This is a genomic window from Nocardia sienata NBRC 100364 (assembly GCF_001613205.1).
GTDB lineage: Bacteria > Actinomycetota > Actinomycetes > Mycobacteriales > Mycobacteriaceae > Nocardia > Nocardia sienata.
In genome coordinates this window covers 123,873-142,546 of the sequence record NZ_BDBX01000004.1, presented here as the reverse complement: position 1 = coordinate 142,546, position 18,674 = coordinate 123,873, and the positions used below count along the sequence as shown (strand labels likewise).

18 protein-coding genes are annotated in these 18,674 nt (G+C 68.4%); 4 read left to right on the top strand and 14 right to left on the bottom strand.

The genetic code is table 11. The annotated features are described in order from the left end of the window. Positions 1 to 40 precede the first annotated feature (40 nt). The 8 genes from NS4_RS03650 to NS4_RS03615 all read right to left on the bottom strand — a co-directional run bounded on the left by NS4_RS03650 (position 41) and on the right by NS4_RS03615 (position 7,558). The gene (locus NS4_RS03650) at positions 41 to 811 is read right to left on the bottom strand and encodes an SDR family NAD(P)-dependent oxidoreductase (RefSeq protein WP_063058036.1); all 771 of its coding nucleotides are present in this window, start codon (positions 809 to 811) and stop codon (positions 41 to 43) included. A gap of 170 nt (positions 812 to 981) precedes the next feature. Then, the gene (locus NS4_RS03645; RefSeq protein WP_063058035.1) at positions 982 to 1,569 is read right to left on the bottom strand and encodes a TetR/AcrR family transcriptional regulator; all 588 of its coding nucleotides are present in this window, start codon (positions 1,567 to 1,569) and stop codon (positions 982 to 984) included. A gap of 58 nt (positions 1,570 to 1,627) precedes the next feature. Then, positions 1,628 to 2,506 (bottom strand): oxygenase MpaB family protein, encoded by an 879-nt coding sequence (locus NS4_RS03640; RefSeq protein ID WP_063058382.1) that lies wholly within the window; start codon positions 2,504 to 2,506, stop codon positions 1,628 to 1,630. Positions 2,507 to 2,718: 212 nt separating this feature from the next. After that, complete coding sequence (locus tag NS4_RS03635) at positions 2,719 to 3,348, bottom strand: class I SAM-dependent methyltransferase (RefSeq protein ID WP_063058034.1); 630 nt, start codon at positions 3,346 to 3,348, stop codon at positions 2,719 to 2,721. A gap of 60 nt (positions 3,349 to 3,408) precedes the next feature. Next, complete coding sequence (locus NS4_RS03630; RefSeq protein WP_063058381.1) at positions 3,409 to 4,125, bottom strand: oxygen-binding di-iron domain-containing protein; 717 nt, start codon at positions 4,123 to 4,125, stop codon at positions 3,409 to 3,411. Between the two features lie 193 nt (positions 4,126 to 4,318). Continuing rightward, on the bottom strand, positions 4,319 to 4,909 hold the full coding sequence (lppU, locus tag NS4_RS03625) for an LppU family putative lipoprotein (RefSeq protein WP_063058380.1): 591 nt from the start codon (positions 4,907 to 4,909) through the stop codon (positions 4,319 to 4,321). Between the two features lie 556 nt (positions 4,910 to 5,465). Then, positions 5,466 to 6,158 carry an SGNH/GDSL hydrolase family protein gene (locus NS4_RS03620; RefSeq protein WP_063058033.1) on the bottom strand — a complete coding sequence of 231 codons (693 nt, stop codon included), beginning with the start codon at positions 6,156 to 6,158 and terminating at the stop codon, positions 5,466 to 5,468. Then, on the bottom strand, positions 6,155 to 7,558 hold the full coding sequence (locus tag NS4_RS03615) for an MFS transporter (protein ID WP_063058032.1): 1,404 nt from the start codon (positions 7,556 to 7,558) through the stop codon (positions 6,155 to 6,157). Before NS4_RS03615 ends, NS4_RS03620 begins: the two co-directional genes overlap by 4 nt. 100 nt (positions 7,559 to 7,658) lie before the next feature. Between NS4_RS03615 and NS4_RS03610 the strand changes: the two genes are divergently transcribed. Next, a complete protein-coding gene (locus tag NS4_RS03610; RefSeq protein WP_063058379.1) occupies positions 7,659 to 8,258 on the top strand; it encodes a TetR/AcrR family transcriptional regulator in 600 nt (199 codons plus the stop codon). Positions 8,259 to 8,300: 42 nt separating this feature from the next. On the opposite strand, the gene NS4_RS03605 is transcribed toward NS4_RS03610, so the two are convergent. The 3 genes from NS4_RS03605 to NS4_RS03595 all read right to left on the bottom strand — a co-directional run bounded on the left by NS4_RS03605 (position 8,301) and on the right by NS4_RS03595 (position 11,809). After that, a complete protein-coding gene (locus NS4_RS03605; protein ID WP_063058031.1) occupies positions 8,301 to 9,434 on the bottom strand; it encodes an NAD(P)-binding domain-containing protein in 1,134 nt (377 codons plus the stop codon). 112 nt (positions 9,435 to 9,546) lie between these two features. Beyond that, complete coding sequence (locus NS4_RS03600) at positions 9,547 to 11,139, bottom strand: sensor histidine kinase (RefSeq protein ID WP_063058030.1); 1,593 nt, start codon at positions 11,137 to 11,139, stop codon at positions 9,547 to 9,549. Continuing rightward, positions 11,132 to 11,809, bottom strand: coding sequence for a response regulator (locus NS4_RS03595; protein ID WP_063058029.1), 678 nt, complete (start codon positions 11,807 to 11,809; stop codon positions 11,132 to 11,134). The genes NS4_RS03600 and NS4_RS03595 overlap by 8 nt, the downstream gene beginning before the upstream one ends. A 120-nt stretch (positions 11,810 to 11,929) precedes the next feature. Between NS4_RS03595 and NS4_RS03590 the strand changes: the two genes are divergently transcribed. Both NS4_RS03590 and NS4_RS03585 read left to right on the top strand, forming a co-directional pair. After that, on the top strand, positions 11,930 to 12,307 hold the full coding sequence (locus tag NS4_RS03590) for a PepSY domain-containing protein (protein WP_169811720.1): 378 nt from the start codon (positions 11,930 to 11,932) through the stop codon (positions 12,305 to 12,307). A gap of 170 nt (positions 12,308 to 12,477) precedes the next feature. Further along, on the top strand, positions 12,478 to 13,179 hold the full coding sequence (locus NS4_RS03585) for a dienelactone hydrolase family protein (RefSeq protein ID WP_063058027.1): 702 nt from the start codon (positions 12,478 to 12,480) through the stop codon (positions 13,177 to 13,179). A 551-nt stretch (positions 13,180 to 13,730) separates the two neighbouring features. Here the strand turns inward: NS4_RS03585 and NS4_RS32575 are convergent. From NS4_RS32575 to NS4_RS03570, 3 genes are all read right to left on the bottom strand, one after another. Next, on the bottom strand, positions 13,731 to 13,895 hold the full coding sequence (locus tag NS4_RS32575) for a hypothetical protein (RefSeq protein WP_169811719.1): 165 nt from the start codon (positions 13,893 to 13,895) through the stop codon (positions 13,731 to 13,733). Positions 13,896 to 14,428: 533 nt separating this feature from the next. Then, the gene (locus tag NS4_RS33960) at positions 14,429 to 16,978 is read right to left on the bottom strand and encodes an MFS transporter (protein WP_439955755.1); all 2,550 of its coding nucleotides are present in this window, start codon (positions 16,976 to 16,978) and stop codon (positions 14,429 to 14,431) included. Positions 16,979 to 17,012: 34 nt separating this feature from the next. Further along, positions 17,013 to 17,504 carry a MarR family winged helix-turn-helix transcriptional regulator gene (locus NS4_RS03570; RefSeq protein ID WP_157105874.1) on the bottom strand — a complete coding sequence of 164 codons (492 nt, stop codon included), beginning with the start codon at positions 17,502 to 17,504 and terminating at the stop codon, positions 17,013 to 17,015. Between the two features lie 198 nt (positions 17,505 to 17,702). On the opposite strand from NS4_RS03570, the gene NS4_RS03565 reads away from it, so the two are divergent. Then, on the top strand, positions 17,703 to 18,353 hold the full coding sequence (locus NS4_RS03565; protein WP_063058378.1) for a nitroreductase family protein: 651 nt from the start codon (positions 17,703 to 17,705) through the stop codon (positions 18,351 to 18,353). The last annotated feature ends 321 nt before the right edge of the window (positions 18,354 to 18,674 follow it).

Sequence of the window (18,674 nt, the reverse complement as noted above, 5' to 3'; positions counted from 1 at the left end):
GGTGGACAGTGCGGACACGGGAACTCCTTCGGATGGGTTTTCAGCGGGCGACGGTACCGCCATCGACGAGGAAGGTCTGGCCGGTGACGAAACTGCCGGCGTCCGAACACAACAGCAGAGCGGTGCCGACCATCTCGTCGGGGTCGGCGATCCGGCCCAGCAGCGTGGCTCCGGCCATGGCCGCCACGAATTCCGGTGGATTCTTGCGGACCATATCGGTGTCGACCGCACCGGGAGCCATGGCGTTCACCCGGATGCCGTCGGCGGCGAATTCTGCGGCCATGGAACGGGTGAACGACAGCAGGGCCGCCTTGCCCGCGGCGTACATCGACAGGGCGGGCGCGAACTGCAGGGCCGCCACCGAGCCGAGATTCAATACCGCGGCGTGTTCGCTGGCCCGCAGATACGGCAGGGCCGCCTGAACCAGGAACAGCGGTCCCTGCACATTGACGCCGAAGGATTTCTCGACCGCCCCGGGTTCCATGGTCGCCAGCGGTTGGGCGAGGGCGTTTGCCGCGTTGTTGACGACGATATCGATACCACCGAAGGTGTCGGCGGCGGTCTGCACCAGCGCGCGCAGTGCTTCCAACTCACCCAGATGGGTCGGTACACCGATCGCTTCCGCGCCGAGCTCCCGCAGCCGGGCCGCCGCCTGCTCGCACGCCTGCGGTTTACGGCTGGCCACCACGAGCCGCGCGCCTGCGCAGGCGAATCCCTCGGCGATGGCGAGCCCGATACCCCGGGTGCCTCCGGTGACGATCGCGGTCCGTCCACTCAGGTCGAACAACTTCTGAAAGGAGTTGCTATCCATTGGAATCCAACCTTTCGATCGCCGGGCCGTGGCCCGCTCTACGGTCATAGAGTGCGCTACGGCCGCCGGTATTTGTATCAGTACTCGGATCGGTATCGAAGGAGCGGTCCCGGACGGTGCGACCATGCGAGGGCCGGGTTTCGGCACGGTCCCGCGGTGCTGTATCCGGCTCACCACACGAGCCGCGCGAGATAGCGGCGGGAGTACTCACGTACCGCGTCCGGATTCGAAATATCGAGCTGTCCTTCGGGGTTCAGCAGCAGCGACAACGTGAGCCGGACCAGCAGTTCGGAGACCGCCCGCAGGTCCGTCTCCGGCATCGTCACACCGCTGCGGCGCAGCGTCCCCGCGACCCGGTCGCCCGCCTCCGCGATGGGCAGACCCCGTGGCCGCCCGGCGGGACCCAGGAGCAGTTCCGGTTCGCTGGTCACGATGCGCCGGGCCAGCGGCGATCGTTCCAGGAGTTCGAAGAAGAGGGTGAAACATTCGGTCACCGCCTCGCCGGGTTCGCGGCCCGCGGCCGCGCGGGCCAATTGCTCGAGCAGCGTATCGGTTTCACGGAGGACGAGGAGCTCGAACAGCGCATCCTTGGTGGGGAACCGCCGGTAGAGCGTCCGGCGGCTGATACCGGCGCGCACGGCGATATCGTCCATGGTGGAACGCCGGACGCCGTACTGCTCGAACTCCGATCGGGCCGCGGCCAGGATTCGCTGGACCTGTGGATCGGTCCGGCACTCGGTGGCGGTTTCGGGGGTCATCGGACTCCGCCGCGAGAACCGGCGGCCGGTCGACGCGTACCGGACTCGTGTCCCGGGTTCACCGTCTCGGCTTTCCGTTGTGGATCCGGCGTGGATCGACTCCGGTGCGTTCCCATGCCCGCGCCGCCCAGGGTGTGTACAGCACCCGGACCGGCAGGCGGTTGAACAGTGGATTCGCCGCCCGTACGAGGGCCGCGAAACGCTGGAACCGTCTCTCCGCCAAGTCGTTCCAGGCAAGATCGCACACCTCGCGCATCTCCTGGGGCAGGGTTCCGATCAGGACCGTCCGCAGCGCGGCATCGACCGGTGCGGCGATTATCCGCCACAACGGCCGGGGTAGCCATCCGGGACCCGGAATCCCTGTGCGGAGATAACCGGTCGCATACCAGATGGTGCGGGTGCGGACGAACTGGCCCAGCATCCGCGCCCAATACTGCTGGAACTCTTCGTAGGTCTGGGGTTGATTACGTGCGCTCACCCCGTAGAGCTGATACCAGAGCTTGCTCTCCTCGAAGATCTGGGTCTTCTCCTCGTAGGACAGCCGCCGGATGAAGGTATCGGTGATATAGAGGACCTGGTCGACGAATGTGGCGTGGGCCCAGTAGAACAGCTCCGGGTTGAGCGCGTGATAGCGCGAACCGTCGCTGATGGTGCCCTTGATGGACCCGTGGAAGTCCCGCACCCGGCGGCCCCAGTCGTGCGGGTCCTCGCTGTAGACGGTCTGCATAATGGGCGGGGCGCTGCGCCGGGCGCGGCCGAGGAAATCGCTGAAGATCACGGAATGGTCCTCGACGCCCTGCGCGAGTTGTTCGATGCAGTTCTCGGTACCCGCGAGCCGCTGGAAGCCGAGCAGATTGCGGATGTCTCCGTGGAACTTCCACACCAGCGAATCGGGCCCCAGCCGCAGTCGCGGGTCGGAGATCTCATGGACCGGCATCGGCAGGCCCTCGCGGATTCCCGCGTCGGATTCCGTGGTCACCGCGCACCTCCGTGGCGCTTGTGCCACGGATCATTGGCACAGATCCATGACATTGTGCCACCCACCGTAGAACCCCGGCCCGTGCGACACAAGAGCTGTTCTTGCGGTCGGGATGACTGCGTGATGACGAAGGGGGGCGCCCTGCTGTAGGACGCCGGTCCTACCGGAGCTCAGTCCGCGCGGGAGAACACCGCGACCAGGAATTCCGAGGAGTCGGTGAACGGCCGCAGATCCCAGGTCGACAGCAACAGATCGGCGGTGAGACCCTGCGCGGCGGCGTCTGTGCGGAATTCCGCGAAATCGTAGCCGCGCCCGGCGCCGAAACCGGTGACGACGCGGCCCTGGGGTGCCAGATGCCGGGCGAAACCGGCCAGCACCGCGGGCCGGGTAGACGGTGCGAGGAATGTCATCACATTGCCCGCGCAGACGATCACATCGAAATCGGCGGTGACACCCCGGGCAGGCAGATCCAGTTCGGCGAGATCGCCGACCAGCCACGTGGGGCCGGGGTAGTCGGCCTCGGCGGCGGCGATCAGTACCGGATCGACATCGACACCGATCACCGTGTGGCCGGCATTGTGCAGATGGCCACCCAGGCGGCCGGGTCCGCAACCCGCATCGAGTACGCGGCCGCGCCGGCCCAGCATCGCGTCGATCAACCGCGCCTCGCCGAATATGTCGTGACCTTCCGCCACCAGCGTCCGGAACCGCTGCACATACCACTCGGAATGCGCGGGGTCGGCCGCGGTGAGTTCCTCCCAGCGGCTCCGTATGCGGTCCGACGGGGTGTTCGCGCTCATCCAGTTCCTCTCGCATCGGCTCACCCGGGTCGGTGGCACCGGGTCGAACCTTACGTGCCGTCAGCTCGCCAGCCGGCTCTCGTAGACCGTCGCGAGGTCGCGCAGGGCGGCAGATCCGTCACCGGTGAAGCTGGAACCGTGCATCACCGCCAGTGTGGTCGGCCGCAACCCGGCCAGCCGGCGCAGTGTCGCGGGTACGGCCGGACCCAGCGATGTGGCGTGAAAAACGTCCTCGGCCACCTCGGCCGGCCCCACCAGATCGGTGCCGGTGAGCGCCGGTCCGTTGCCGAGCTGGGTCATCAGATCACCGCAGAACAAGACACCGGTCGACTCCTCGTAGAGCACCCGCGCCTCCCAATTGTGCGGCGCGTGCGGTGTATCGAAGTGCTGGATCCGGCGGTCACCGAGATCGATGATCTCGCCGTCGGCCAGGCGCCGCGGTAGCCGATCGGCCAGATCGTCCAGCGAGACCTGGCAGCCCACGGCGCCGTGGGCCACCTGGGCGTACGGCGCCGCGTTCAGAAACAGATTCATCGCCCCGCTCTCGTCGGCCTCCACATGGCCGAAAGTGATCCAGCGGAGGTCGGCCACGGGTCGTATTCGTGCGATCGCCGCCGAAACCGAAGGGAACAGCGCCCGCATACCGGTGTGGAACAGCAGCGGCTCCGCGGCGTCGACGAAGAACTGATTGAACGTGAAACCGGTGGGGCCCACCTCGGGGACGAAGGTGGAGAAGCGGTAGACACCGTCGGCGATCTCGTCTGTTCGGATATCCATCACAGCAGTCCTGGTAGCGCCATTCCCCCACCGAGCATCGGACAGAACGCGAAATTCGAGCAGCGGATCCCAGTGTATCTCCGCTGGTCGGCGCCGAACAGCGCCGTGAGATCCGGTCCGACGATGGGCAGGGCGCGCGTGGCCTCACACCCCGAGGTGAGGCCACGCATGCCGGTAGCCGGACGTGGTGCCGCTACACCTCGGCGACGCAGGTGACGAGCCGGCGCTCGTCGTAGGTGTAGTAGCTGGTGGTTTCCGCGGGGCACCCGGATTCGTCGGTGGTACCGGTCAGGATCTTCAGCACGTGGACGGTATCGGGCTTGCCCGGCGTGCACGGGCTGTGGGTCGGGCTGTCGCTACCGGACGGAACCGTCATGCACTGACCTTCGACCCAGTCGATGTCCAGGCACAGCGCGCCCTGTTCCTGGCCGGCCAGGGTCACGTAGTAGGTCTGGTCGACGTCGGACGCGCAGCCGTCCTGGGTGGGGGCCTTGGCGACCACCTTGTAGTTCGAATTCTCCGAACCACACTCGGCGTGGTCGATCTCCGCGTCCATCATCGTTCCCGACAGCGTGACACAGTTGCCGATGGCGGCGTCGAAATCGACATCCCCGCCCTCGTCGGTTCCGTTCTGTCCGGGCACCGTGGATACCGCGCTCGCCGACGAGCTCTGCGCCGAGTCGTTTCCGCTGGTACACGCCGACAAGGTCAGCACGGCACAGCCGAGTACAACGAGGCCTGCCAGCACACCGGGGATCCGGAACACGGGCGAACGTCTGGACATGAGAACTCCTTCATGGAAACAGATGATGCTGAACAAACTTCGGACAGAACATGATTCGGGCGGATACACGGGAAATACGGCGTCTGCGGAACAAGGCCGGACGGGACCGGCCCGGTGCTCGCCGCCGAAATACCGGCCGCGCAGTGTTGCCCGGACATCGCGACTCGCCCCCGCGCTACCGATGGCGGTCGCGCGGGGGTCGATTACTTCGGTGACGCACCGCCGGACGACGGCGGTGTGGATGATGCCCGGCCGGTACGGCCGAACGCGGCGGCGACGAGATCGACGGTGGCGGTGCCCGGTTGTCCCGGTGGGCCGGCCACATGCGAATGCTCGCGTGAGCTTACCGGTCGACCCCCCGACCCGCGGTGATTTCGGGAACGGTCACCCGTGCCCCGGACCCCCGCCGCGCCCGTGACCTACGGCCGTAGCTTCCCACGTCGGTACCTACTCCTCCTCGCTGGTGCCCGGCGCAGATCTTAACCGGTCGCGCCGACAATGGGGATCCCTTACAGAAGTTCGGCTGCGGGCGGTCGGAGCGGAGATCGGCCGCTCGTCAGATCGATCCGGCGGCGGCCGAGATCCGCGCCGCCAGCGCGCGGATCATCTCCGTCGCGACGACCGCGTGTCCGCTGGTCGTGAAATGGATGAGGTCCGCGCTCATGAGATCCGGGCGCAACCGCAGCGGATGGTCCCAGAAGTCGACCAGTACCGCGTCGTAGCGGACGGCCACGTCCCGGACGATCTCGTTGAGCTCGGCCATTCGCGGCCGCATCGGCCGCATCGGCGCCATACGTTCGGTCTCCCAGACATCGGCGACGGTGAACGCGCACAGCTGGGCGCCGGTATCGGCCAGTGCGGAAAAGAGTGACTCGAGGTTCGCGTGCAGCCGATCGGTATCGCCGCCGGGATGGAACAGGTCGTTGCCGCCGCACGATATGTGCACAAGGTCGGGCCGGAACTGCAACGCCGACGCCAGCTGTTCGGCGAGCACCTGATCCGAGGTGGCGCCGATCCGCCCGGTGTTCAGGTATGCCGCTTCGGGGTTCACCGCGGTGAGGACCTCCGCGACACGGTCGGCCCAGCCGATTTCGCGGTAACCCGCAGACGCCTCACCCACGCCCTGGGCGATGGAGTCGCCGAGTACGGCGTAGCGCCGCCAGGGCGCCTCGCGCAGGAGGGTGCGGGCAGCGGCGGGGGAGATCAGCATCGGGTCGTCGGATTCGGTACGGCCGTGGTGGTCTGTCATATCGACTCCTGTCGGGACGGAACGGCGATCAGGCAGGCCGATACGGCGGCGAAGCCCGCGCACAGCAGGAAAAGGGTGTGGTACCCGGCGAGCGGGTCGCCGGGGTGGGCGGCCAGTACCGCCGCCAGTACAGCGATACCGAGCGCGCCGCCGAGCTGGCGCGCCGTAAGGTTCATCCCGATGCCGGCCGCGAAACGGTGTGGCGGTAACGCGTTCGCCGCGGTGGCGCCCAGTACGGTCACCACGATTCCGACACCGCCGCCGCCGAGTATCCCGGCCGGTATCCATGCCGACCACAGCGCCGGAGTGGAGCCGAACGCCCCGGTGCTCATCCAGGTGAGCGTGGTGAGGAACATCAGTGCACCGAGTACTCCGGCCCGGCGCCGGTGGCCGGGCGAGGTGAGACGGCCGGTGAGCGTCGCGGTCACCATCGAGGCCACCGCGCCTACGCTCAGCGCCGCGGCCGACCCCAGCACGGAATATCCCCACATCGCGTCGAGGAACATCGGCCCGGCCAGCAGCCACGCGAACATGGCGGCGCCGAACGCGAACGAGGCGGCATTGGTCAACGCGAACGAACGGTTCCGCCAGAGCTCCACGGCGAGCGCGGGATTCGGGTGCCGGAAGGATCGGCGCAGGGCGGCGAGTGTGAGCAGAGCGCCCAGGCCGAGGGCCCCGAGTGTGCCGGGCGCGGTCCAGCCCCAGCGCTGCCCCTCGGTGAGTCCCGCGACGAGCCCGCCCAGACCCACGGCGACCATGATCGTGCCCGCCGGGTCCGGCAGGGCACCGCGCGTCTGCTCGGTATCCGGTGCCAGGATGCGAAAGGCCAGGCCGGCCAGGGCGAGCGCGATCGGCACATTGATCACGAAAATGGAGCGCCAGCCGAATAGTTCGACCAGCGCGCCGCCGAGCGCGGGTCCCACGACCGCGGCCAGACCCCCGGCCGCCGACCAGGCCGCGATGGCGCCGCCGATACGTGCGCGCGGGGTGACGGCGAGCAGAGCGCCGAGGGCCGCGGGCACCATGAGCGCGGCCGTCGCCCCCTGGGCCGCGCGTGCGGCGATGAGCAGGCTCGCGTTCGGCGCCAGCCCACACAGCAGGGAAGTGAGCGCGAAACCCACCAGGGCGATGAGGAAGATCGCGCGCCGTCCCATTGCGTCGGCGAGCCGGCCGGCCGGGGTGAGCAGCGCCGCGAACGCGACCGCGTAGCCGCTGACCACCCAGGTAAGGGTGGTCGGCGAGGTGGCCGGATGGTCGCGGGCGAGGGAGGGGAAGGCGATATTGACGACCGACAGGTCGAGGAAGGCGAGGAAGGCCGCGCCACTGGCGAGGAGAAGTGCGCCGGCACCGCTTGCGGTGGTGGGCTGCGGGCCGGGGGCCCGCACGGACGGTTTGGTCATGAGAATCCTGGAAGCCTAGGGAACAAAACGTACGAACGTTCGTAAAGAAAATACGACCGATCGTTCGTATTGACAAGACGGAAGTGCCAGAATGGGACGTATGACGGAGGCGATCACGGATCAACGGCTGGTCAAAGGGGCCCGATCCCGGGCGGCGATCGCACGGCGCGCCGCCGACGTGGCGTCGGTCGAAGGGCTCGCGGGCGTCAGCCTGGGCAGACTGGCAACCGATCTGGGCATCAGCAAGAGCGGGATCGCCACCCTGTTCAAAACGAAAGAGGCGCTTCAGCTGGCAGCGATCCGGGCCGGTCGCGACGTTTTCGTCGAACAGATCATCACGCCCGCCCTGCGCGTACCGCGCGGTCTACCCAGAGTGCGCATGCTGGTCGAACGCTGGCTCGGCTACATCACCGACCCGGTGTTTCCCGGCGGTTGCTTCCGGGCCGCGGTGCTCGCCGAATTCGACAGCCGGCCGGGACCGGTCCGCGATGCCGTCGCCGCAGACCACGAGGACTGGATGGTGTTCCTGACCGGGGAGATCCGTAAGGCTCAGGAACTGGGCGAGCTGACCGGCCGGAACGCGGACGCGCTGGCCTTCGAAATCGACGCGATCGTCGCCGCCACGAATACCGCCCACCAGCTCGGCGACCACGAACGGGTCTCGACCGCGCGCCGGATCCTGGCGGATCTGCTGCGCTGACCGGGCGGGTAAGGGCCGGTCGCGTATTCCTGGCGCATTTCCCTAATCGCGGAGACCGCCCCGCTCCAGGCCCAGGTAACCGGTGAGTTCCGTCGCGGCCGCCCGCCCGGCCCTGTTCGCGCCGATGGTACTGGCCGACGGCCCGTATCCGATCAGGTGGATCCGCGGATCCACCGCGACCCGGGTGGCGAGCGCGCCGTTCATCGTGATCCCGCCGCCCGGACCACGCAGTCGCAGAGGGGCCAGATGGTCCAGCGCACTGCGAAAACCTGTGGCCCACAGGATGACCTGCGCGGCCTGGAAACTGCCGTCGGCCCAGCGCACGCCGTCGGGCTCGATATGGTCGAACATCGGCCGCCGCCGCAGGACGCCGCGGTCCCGGGCGGCCCGGAGCCGGTCGTCCAGCGGGAGGCCGGTCACCGAGACCACCGAACCGGGCGGAAGCCCCCGGCGCACCCGATCCTCTACGATCGCCACCGCCCGTCGGCCCGCGTCCACGCCGAACGGGGTCTCCCGGAAGGTGGGTTCCGAACGTGTCACCCAGGTGGTGCCGGTGACCCGGGAGATCTCGTCGAGCAGCTGGACTGCGGATATTCCGCCACCGACAACCACCACGTGCTGTCCCGCGAACTCCGCCGGGCCACGGTAATCGCGGGTGTGCAGCTGCCGGCCGGTGAAAGTTTCCGCGCCGCGATAGTGCGGTACGAAGGGATGTTCCCAGGTTCCGGTGCCGTTGATCAGGCCGCGGACCCGGAGCGTACCCGCCCGGTCGGTCTCGGCGTGCAGCAGACCGTCTTCTCCGGATCGATCGCACACCACCCGCACGCTCACCGGCCGGCGCACCCGGAGCTCGAAATGCTCCTCGTAGCGCTGGTAGTAGCGCGGCACCGCGGTCGCCGCCGGAACCTCGGACCCGGCGCTACCCGGATCGATGTTCTCGGCGAAAGGCATTCCGGGCAGGTCGTGTATCCGGTTCACGGTACTGAGAGTCAGGGATGGCCAGCGGAACTGCCAGGCGCCGCCGGGGCCGGGCGCATGGTCGACGATGAGGAAATCCTGCCCGGGCACGAGCCCGTGCCGCCGCAGGTGGTACCCGGCCGACAGACCGGACTGCCCGGCCCCGATCACCAGTATCGGGAAATCCGGATCCGCCGGGTGCACTGCCTGCTGCGCCATGGTCGCCGATGCTAGTGCGCACGCGACACCGGCAACGGCCGGCCACGCACCAGGCGGCCCGTGCCTGTCCGAGCGGATCGCTCGTTCGCCGCCGCGGCGGGCACCCAGGCCCTCAGCGGGCTATCGGAAGTTCCACCACGAATCGCGCCCCGCCGGAATCCGCGGGCTCGACCCGGATCGTTCCCTCGTGCCGTCCGACCACATCGCGCACGATCGCCAGGCCCAGGCCCGCACCTCCTTCGTCTCGGCTGCGGGCGTCGTCGAGGCGCACGAAACGCTGGAAGATCCGCTCTCGGTCGGCCTCGGGCACCCCGGGGCCGTCGTCGGCCACCGCGAGCACTGCCCGGTCACCCCGCCGCTCCAGCGTCACCCGTACCGTCGTCGCGGCATGCCGTTGCGCGTTGTCCACCAGATTGCCCAGGACACGGGCCAGCTGGGTCCGGCTGCCGGTGACGGCCAGCTGGTCCACGCCGAGACCGGAGCCGACCGGCAGGCGATCGCCGGCCCGGTGGGCCAGTTCCTGCTGGATCAGTCCCGTGAGCTCGATCCGGTCGGCCCGGGGCTGTTCGCCCGCGTCGAGCCGGGCCAGCAGCAGCAGATCGGCCGCGAGGTGTTCCAGCCGCACGGTGTCGCCGAGCAAGCCGTCGAGCTCGAGTAACCCCGGATGCGCCTGTGCCACTTCGAGTTGGGTGCGCAGACTGGCGATCGGACTGCGCAGTTCGTGTGCTGCGTCGGCGATGAACCGGCGCTGACGTTCCGCGGACTGCTCCAGCGCCGCCAGCGTGTCGTTGGTGGTGACCGCCAGCCGGGCGATCTCGTCGCGGGCGGCGGGTTCGGGGACCCGGCGCGACAGGTCGCCGTGCATGATCTCGGCGAGTTCGGACCGGATGGACTCCACCGGCCGCAACGCCCACCGGGTGACCAGCCAGGTCATTGCGGCGACCACAGCGAGCAGCACCGGCAGGCCGATCAGCATCGCCCGCCGCACATCGGCGACCGCGCTGTCGGCGGTATCCAGGGACGCGCCGGCGTAGACGGTGACCGGTTGCCCGTCAGAGGCGGTGGTACCGAGTGCGGCGACGCGATAGCTGTCGGGCCCGGAATCACCCACTGCCAGTTCGGTCTGCCCGAACACCGGTTCGGTGGCCGCGGGAGCACCGACGGCCCGTGTGGTTCCCGTCTCGCCGGAGCCGGCCGCGCCAACGGTGCCGAGGCCGGACGCGGTGTCCCCGGGGCGGGGTGACTCGTCCTCGTCCTCGTCCTCGTCCTCGTCCTCGGATTCCGATTCGGATTCGTCGTCGTCTTCGTCCGCTGCCTCGTCGGATTCGTCGTCCGCGGAATCCTCGCCGTCTCGGGACCGTGCCTCCGTATTCGGCCCGAAGCCGGCCATCGGGGCCCGGCCCTGCAGTTCCTCGTCGGCGGCCAGTACCCGCCCGTCCGCCGAGACAACCTGCACCGGTTCGTCGTCGGGATCCGGCAGTCGAAGTTGCGCGAGCGGCGTTCCCGCCTCGAGCTGGCCGGCGATATCACGCGCGGTGTTCGCGGCCTGCAGATCCGCGCTCTCGACCAGATTGCCGCGCAGGGCCGCGAGCAGGATGAGCCCGGTGGCGGTCAGGGCGATCGCGACCACCACGGTGGCCGCGGTCGTGGTCCGCGCCCGGACCGAATTCCACCAGGCGCCGCGGCGGCGCGCTCGCTCACCCACGCTCGGCCGCCAAGCGGTATCCCGCGCCGCGTACCGTCAGAATGGTCCGGCAGCCGAAGGGTGTATCGATCTTGCGGCGCAGGGTGCTGATGTAGACCTCGACGATATTCGGGTCGCCGTCGTAGGCGAAGTCCCAGACATGTTGCAGGATATCGGCTTTGGACACGACCTCCCCGGCGCGTACGGCCAGGTGTTCCAGTACCGCGAATTCTTTGGCGGTCAGGGCTATCTCGCGGTCTCCGCGCCGGCAGCCGTGAGTGGTGGGATCGACCACCAGATCGCCGACCCGTAGAGCGCGCGCACCGCCGCGGGTGCGACGGCGCAGCAGCGCCCGGATCCGGGCCACCAGCACCACATAGGAGAACGGTTTGCTGAGGTAGTCGTCGGCGCCGGTGTCCAGACCCTCGGCCTCGTCGTACTCACCGTCCTTGGCGGTGAGCATCAGCACCGGTGTTTCGTGACCCGCGGCGCGCAGTGTCGCGCACACCCGATAGCCGTTCATACCGGGCAGCATGATGTCCAGGATGATCAGGTCGTACTCGGTGGTGGTGGCGCGGTGCAGTCCCTCGGCCCCGTCGTGCACGACGTCGACCGCGAAACCCTCGGCCGACAATCCTTTCGCCAGTGCGAGGGCGAGCCGTTTCTCGTCCTCCACGATCAGCAGACGCATCCACCCAGGGTGTCAGACGCTCCCTGAAATATTCTTCAGGTGACTTCAGGTCACCTTCAGTATCGGCTTGCCACAGTGATGACCACATTCGGGACGTACACCCACTCAGGAGGTTTCACCATGGCAAGCGTTATTCGTCACGCGGTCGCCGGTCTGCGCTGGATTCTCATCGGCGCCGCGGTCGTGGCCGTGGTCGCCGGTGCCGCCGTCGGCGTCGCCACCGTTGCCCTCGGGCACACCCCGCCGCACGGCACCGTCGCCCTCGATCGCCCGATAGCGGAGTGGTCTCTGGTCGCCGACCCCGGGATCGATCGCATCCAGGCCATGGACGCCGCGGTGGCCGCGGTCCCGGACAGTAGGGCGGTGGCGGCCGAGTTCGAGACCGAGCACCGCGGACCGGTGTGGGAGGTGGAAGTCGTGACCTCGGCGGGCGTCGAGTACGAGGTGACAGTGGACGCGAACACCGGTGAGATCGTCGGTGCGGCCGAACACGATTGATCCGCCCCGTGCGTGTCCGGGCGCCGGGTACGGGCCGACTGCCGTCTCGGGGCGGCAGCCGGCCCCGCCGCACAGGCGAGGTCCGCGAGCATGCGACACGGTGATGCGACACTGGACTCGCTGTCGCTGTTGTCTGCGAGAGTTCCGGATCGAACAGAAGGTGACCGCCGATGACGATGATCGAGGTGCCCGCACCCGACGGCGATATCGACGCCGTATGGGAGACGCCCGAGGGTCCGGGGCCGTGGCCCGCGGTGGTGCTGCTGCACGATGCGGTGGGGCTGACCGCCGACCTGCGTCGCAATGCCCGCATGCTGGCCGACGGAGGCTATCTGGTGATTGCGCCGGACCTGTTCTCCCGTGGGCCGCGCTGTGTGCCCGGCGTATTCCGCGATCTGCTGTTCACCGGTGAGGGCAGGGCGGTGCGCGATATCCTCGCCGCGCTGCGGCGGATACGCGACGATTCCTCGTGCACCGGCCGGGTCGCAGTGGCCGGTTTCTGTATGGGTGGTGGTTTCGCCTTGCTCACCGCGCCCCGCGGCTTCGACGCCGCCGCTCCCTTCTATCCGACCAGCCGGGGCAACTACGCGGAGATGTTGCGGGGCAGCTGCCCGATCGTCGCCAGCTACGGCCGGTTGGATCCGATCAATATCGGCCGCGCACACCGGCTGGAACGGATACTCGACGACTACGGCGTCGCCCATGACGTCAAGACCTATTCCGGGGTCACCCACGCGTTCGCCAACCGGCTTCCCGCCGAGCCCGTACTGCGGGTCGCGGGTCTCGGTTACCACGAGGAGGCCACCGCGGACGCCTGGCGACGCGTTTTCGCCTTTTTCGACGCGCACCTGAAGAGCCCTTCGCCGCACTGACTGCCGCCGCCGCGGTCGACGCGGAACCGATGCCGCGCAGCCGGTTTCGTGTTCCCGGCAACGGGAAGCCGTCGGCCCGAAATTTAAGCCGTTGAATATCGTACCGTTCAACAACGGCATGCATGCCGCTGCTGCGTCCGGCGTCGTGTCCGGGCGGTTCGGTTCGACGGAAGCAGGTTCGAGATGTCCAACAACTTCTTTATGACCTTCATGATGATGATGATCATGATGATGATGTTCTGAGGTTCTCGCGTGGCCGACCGGGCTCGACGCCGGTCGATCGGCCGGGATGCCCGAGAGCTTTCGCCTCGGCGCCATATCGGCCCAACGGCGGGCGAGACGGCCCGCTGAAACGGATGAGCAGGTCACCCGGGGCGGGCGACCTGCTCATCCCGGCGCACGCTCCTCGACGAGCAACGTGCGCTCTTCCAGTTGGCTCGATATTCGGGTATAGGGCGATCCACCAGAACCGTGCCCGCCCGCGCCGCGGCACGATATCCACGCCGAGGCACCGTTTCCCGTGAGTGGATGTGCTCCGAAATCGCGGGAGCTCAAATACAGACTGTGGCGCTTCCCAGGGGGACACAGATCCCGATGACGACGGAACCCTCGATCGGAGTGGCAGCCGGGGTGGCGGACGCGATGGGAGCCGCGAAGGCGCCGAGGGACAGGACCATCGCGGTCGCGGCGAAGATCTTGGTGACTCTGTTTGACATTGCACATCCTTCGGTCGGGGTGGAACCACGGATATCAATTCGCACAGCATTATCAGTTTTCGCCGCTCGCAAGGTCGGCGCCAGACAAGAAACCATCAACTTTCCCGACCGAAGTCACGGTAGGGTCACCAATACACTGCGCCGGTCGCGTCGAGATCGGGGTGTGAACGGGAGCGGTCGGAAACGCCCGGCGTCGGATTCTTTCCGGCTGCGCACGATATCCGTGTTGCCCGGGCGGCCGTGGCGTTCAGCAGGACCGCCGGACTTTCACCCCGCGCCGACAGCGCGGACGCGACCTGTGGCGGCGCGGTCGGATCCACCCGGCGGCCGATCAATCCATCGCGCAGACGGTTTCGGGTGTCGACGGTGGGAATGCGCTGGAAGAGACCGGGAATCGCCCGCTGTCACTCGCTGAAACCTCGTGGCACGGAATGCGGTGCGACCACTGGCGAGCACAGCCATGATCGAGAGCCGGCCGCGGCCGAAGGGCTTGTCGGAGAGGGGACGACAAGCCCTTCGGGGTACGCGGCGGGTTACTCCTGCCCGTCGGTTCCGTACCCGAGTTCGACGTCGTAGCCGACCTCTTCGCCGGAAACGCTGATCTGCCCGGTGACCGGCGGATAGCCGCGGGCCACGACCGTGTACCGGCCCTCGGGGAGATCGGGCACGGTGTAGCGGCCCTGCTCGTCGGTTCGCGCGGTGGCGGCCACATCCCCGGTGGCATCGAGGACGGTGATCTGGATATCGGTCACCGGCCGACCGCCGTCGGCCCGGGCCGAACCGCTCAGTACCGCCATCGGCGCGAGCTCGATATCGTGCCGCATCCGGCCGCTGTCGGGCACGGTGAGCGCGGTCGCGCTCGGGCGCATGTGCTCGGCGACCGCCACCAGTGTGTAGGTGCCGGGAACCACGCCGTGGCAGAAATATGCGCCGTCCTCGCCGGAGGCGGCCGATGCGACGACCTCGCCGTACTGGTCGGTCACCGTTACCGTCGCACCGGCCAGTGGCGCACCACCGCGGGTCGAGCGGACGGTGCCCGACAGCTCGCCGAGCCCGGACAGAGTCAAGTCCATGCGCTGTGGCTGCGCGGCATGCGCGACATTGACCGCGGTCGGCCGGTGACCGGGCGCCGAGACGATCAGCACATAACTGCCCGGCCCGGGGGCGGTGACGGTATACCCGCCGTCGCCGGCCCCGCTCGCCCGCGCGACCTGGTGTCCGCGCTGGTCGATCAGGGTCAGTGCCGCACCAGGCACGGGGCGTCCGTCCTCGCGGGTGATGTGCCCGTGGAAGGCACCGCTCTCGTCACCGGTCCCCGGGTACCGGGCGGTCGGCAGCGAGATCTGTGCGCTGACGGCCGGGCCGTACACACCGTGACCGTTCTGTCCGGCCGGCGCCTGCGCGGTCAGCGCGCCGACGGGTACCGGGGACGCTTCGGTCCGCGGATCGTCGGCATCCTCGGCGACGGCGGCATGGTGCCTGCCCACGGGATCGGCTGCCGCGGGTGTGCGTTCGAGGTCGGCCAGATCGTCGGGCACCCGATCCTCGGTCCCCATATCGGTGGCGGCCGCGGGATCGGCGGTCGGCTCGATATCGATCGTGCGCCGCAGTGGGCGGTTCGGCAGCAGCGCCGCGGCGATGAGCGCCACGACACAGGTCACGGCGGCGATCAGGAAGATCCGGCCGGTGGCGTCACCGTAGGAGAAGCGGACGATCTCGGCGATGGGAGCCGGCAGCGCCGCCAGGTCGAGGTTGCCGCTGCCCGACGACGTGGTGTGGATGCCGAGTTCGGCGAAGCGGGCGGTGGACAGTTCGCTCACCCTGGTCGCCAGCACCGAACCCAGGACCGAGACGCCGATGGCGCCGCCGAAGGTACGGAAGAAGGCGACGCTGCTGGACGCCGCGCCGATGTTCTGCACGCTCACGGTGTTCTGGACCGCCAGCACCAGGTTCTGCATCATCATGCCGACACCTGCGCCGGTCACGGTGATGAAGGCGCCGATCAGCCAGATGTTCGTGGCATGGTCGACGGTGGACAGCAGGGCGAATCCGACCACCAGCAGGGCCGCGCCGGTGACGACGAAGCTCTTCCACTTGCCGAATCGGGTGATCAGCTGACCAGAGATCACCGAGGCGACGAGCATCCCGGCCACCATCGGCGAGGACAGCAGACCCGCCGCGGTGGGGGAGTAGCCGCGGGCGGTCTGCAGGTACTGGCCGAGGAACGTGGTGGCGCCGAACATACCGACGCCCACGGCGACCGAAGCGAGGATGGCCAGCGCGGTGGTGCGCTCGGTGACGATCTTCAGCGGGATGACCGGATCCTTCACCCGCGATTCGACGAGCACCGTCAACGCCAACAGCAGTACACCGCCGCCGACGTAGAGCGCCGATTCGACGGACCACCACTCGTAGTACCCGGCCTTACCGGCGAAGGAGACCCAGATCAACAGCACCGAGACGCCCGCGGTGAGCAGGGTGGCGCCGAGCCAGTCGATGCTGACGCCCTCTTTGCGGGTCGTCGGCAGCCGCAGCGTGCGCTGCAGGAGGAGCAGCGCTATCACGGCGAGCGGGATGCAGATGAAGAAGCACCAGCGCCAGCCGAGCGGGCTGTCCACGATGACGCCGCCCAGGATCGGTCCGCCGGTCATGGAGACCGCCATGACCGCGCCCATGTAACCGGAATACCGCCCGCGTTCGCGCGGCGGAATGATGCTGCCGATGATGGCGACGACCAGCGCGGTCAGCCCGCCCATGCCGACACCCTGCAACGCGCGAGCGGCCAGGAGCAGCCCCACATCGTGGGCGAAACCGGCGATCACCGAGCCGACCACGAAGATGATGATGCCCAGCTGCACCAGCGTCTTCTTGTTGAACAGGTCGGCCAGCTTCCCCCAGATCGGCGTCGAGGCCGCGTTGGTGAGCAGAGCGGTGGTGATGACCCAGGCATAGGCGGTCTGCGAAGCCTGCAGATCACCGATGATGGTCGGCAGGGCGTTGGCGACGATGGTCGTGCTGAGCAGCGCGGTGAACAGCGCCGCCAGCAGACCGGTCATCGCTTCGAGGATTTCGCGATGGCTCATGGCGAGCGGATCGCGAGAGGCTGGCGCCTCGGTGTCAGACATCGGCTCTCTCTTTCGAAACCTGCGGGTTCTCGTCCGCCGTGCCACAGCGGTCCCGGGAGTTGAGTGAATTCCGGAGGCGGCGCATCACCTGATAGGCCTGTTCCACGTCGTCCTCGGTCCAATCGCCGAGGGTTTCCTGGAGGTGCCGGGTGTGCAACGCCCGGACGCGGTGCAGCAGATCCTGGCCCTCGGGGGTCAGCCGGACCAGGCTGGCGCGGCCGTCGCTGGGATCGGCCTCGCGGCTGATGTAACCGGCGGCGGCCAGTTCGGTGATGTGCCGGCTCATTGCCGACGGGGTGATACGGAGGTCGGCCGCGAGGCCCACCTGCCGGCAGGGTCCCGCCGTCTCGAGGGTGGACAGGACGCCGAGCCCGCCGGGGAGCAGCCGGCCCGCGTCGGAATGGGCCAGTGTGCTCCGGAGGGCACGGCCGATGAGGAACATCTCACCGAGAAGGTTCTGTGTGGTATCGGCTGAGACTGGCACGGTGGCTCCAAACAGTGGTTAGTTCACTACGCTAACTAAAAATAGATCAGTTGCTTGCGGTAATCAACTATCGCAAATCGGGCATCGATGCTTCGGTGCGGGCGCGGCTCTCGGGTCAGCCGACTCGATTAGCCTCGAGGCGGAACCGACTCCGAGCCGGGTGCTGTATCCGGTCCGATCGAAAGGGTAATTGTGCCGATAGAGCTGGACCTGTCGACCGATGAACTGCTGTCCACTACCCGGGCTGTGCGCAAGCGCCTCGACCTCGAGCGTGAGGTCCCGCTCGAGGTCGTGCGGGAGTGTATCGAACTGGCGGTCCAGGCGCCGAGCGGTTCGAACCGGCAGGGCTGGCACTGGGTCGTGGTCACCGATGCCGAACGCAAGCGCGGGCTGGGGGAGCTGTACCGGAAATCTTTCGAACGCTATGCGGCGTCGAAGTACTTCCCCGGAAACCAGACCGGTTCGGGCTCCCCGGAGGACGCCGGCCGGCAGCGTATCGCGAGTTCGGCGACCTACCTGGCGGAGAAGATGGGCGAGGTGCCCACTCTGCTCGTGCCCTGCATCGAGGGGCGGGTGGACGGGGCCTCGGGTGCGCAGAGCGCCTCCCACTGGTCGTCGCTGTTCCCGGCGGTGTGGAGCTTCTGCCTGGCCGCGCGTTCCCGCGGACTCGGTACGGCCTGGACCACTTTGCATCTGAGCTACGAGCGCGAGGCCGCCGACATCCTGGGAATCCCGTACGACACGGTGTCCCAGGGGGCGCTGCTACCGGTCGCCTACACGAAGGGGACCGATTTCAAGCCGGCCGCGCGCACTGATCTGGACCGGATCATACACATCGGAGGCTGGTAGGCCGTCGGCCCGCGAACGCGCCCGGTTTCGACCCGGGTAGCTGCTCCGGCGTCGGCGGGTGGCTCCCCTCTCGCCGAATTCGGTCCGGCTGGGGTCGCATATCTTCGCACCCGCCGGGAGGTGACCGGATCGCCTCCCGGCGGGTGTTTTGTGTACGGCACGACCGGCGGGGCATGCCGCCGGGGGCTACGCCCCGGCGAGGACGGCAATGTGTCACGGCACCGAGGACCCCCACCTCCGACGCCGCGGCACTGGTCGTCACCCGGTCCGGCGCTGACCTGGCGACAGCGGACTCTTGACAGGGGGCGTGTCAGCAATCAC

What these genes read in the sequence shown, in the direction of transcription:
- NS4_RS03650 (WP_063058036.1), bottom strand. Translation starts at nt 811, where the DNA reads ATGGATAGCAACTCCTTTCAGAAGTTGTTCGACCTGAGTGGACGGACC.
- NS4_RS03645 (WP_063058035.1), bottom strand. Translation starts at nt 1,569, where the DNA reads ATGACCCCCGAAACCGCCACCGAGTGCCGGACCGATCCACAGGTCCAG.
- NS4_RS03640 (WP_063058382.1), bottom strand. Translation starts at nt 2,506, where the DNA reads ATGCCGGTCCATGAGATCTCCGACCCGCGACTGCGGCTGGGGCCCGAT.
- NS4_RS03635 (WP_063058034.1), bottom strand. Translation starts at nt 3,348, where the DNA reads ATGAGCGCGAACACCCCGTCGGACCGCATACGGAGCCGCTGGGAGGAA.
- NS4_RS03630 (WP_063058381.1), bottom strand. Translation starts at nt 4,125, where the DNA reads ATGGATATCCGAACAGACGAGATCGCCGACGGTGTCTACCGCTTCTCC.
- lppU (WP_063058380.1), bottom strand. Translation starts at nt 4,909, where the DNA reads ATGTCCAGACGTTCGCCCGTGTTCCGGATCCCCGGTGTGCTGGCAGGC.
- NS4_RS03620 (WP_063058033.1), bottom strand. Translation starts at nt 6,158, where the DNA reads ATGACAGACCACCACGGCCGTACCGAATCCGACGACCCGATGCTGATC.
- NS4_RS03615 (WP_063058032.1), bottom strand. Translation starts at nt 7,558, where the DNA reads ATGACCAAACCGTCCGTGCGGGCCCCCGGCCCGCAGCCCACCACCGCA.
- NS4_RS03610 (WP_063058379.1), top strand. Translation starts at nt 7,659, where the DNA reads ATGACGGAGGCGATCACGGATCAACGGCTGGTCAAAGGGGCCCGATCC.
- NS4_RS03605 (WP_063058031.1), bottom strand. Translation starts at nt 9,434, where the DNA reads ATGGCGCAGCAGGCAGTGCACCCGGCGGATCCGGATTTCCCGATACTG.
- NS4_RS03595 (WP_063058029.1), bottom strand. Translation starts at nt 11,809, where the DNA reads ATGCGTCTGCTGATCGTGGAGGACGAGAAACGGCTCGCCCTCGCACTG.
- NS4_RS03590 (WP_169811720.1), top strand. Translation starts at nt 11,930, where the DNA reads ATGGCAAGCGTTATTCGTCACGCGGTCGCCGGTCTGCGCTGGATTCTC.
- NS4_RS03585 (WP_063058027.1), top strand. Translation starts at nt 12,478, where the DNA reads ATGACGATGATCGAGGTGCCCGCACCCGACGGCGATATCGACGCCGTA.
- NS4_RS32575 (WP_169811719.1), bottom strand. Translation starts at nt 13,895, where the DNA reads ATGTCAAACAGAGTCACCAAGATCTTCGCCGCGACCGCGATGGTCCTG.
- NS4_RS33960 (WP_439955755.1), bottom strand. Translation starts at nt 16,978, where the DNA reads ATGAGCCATCGCGAAATCCTCGAAGCGATGACCGGTCTGCTGGCGGCG.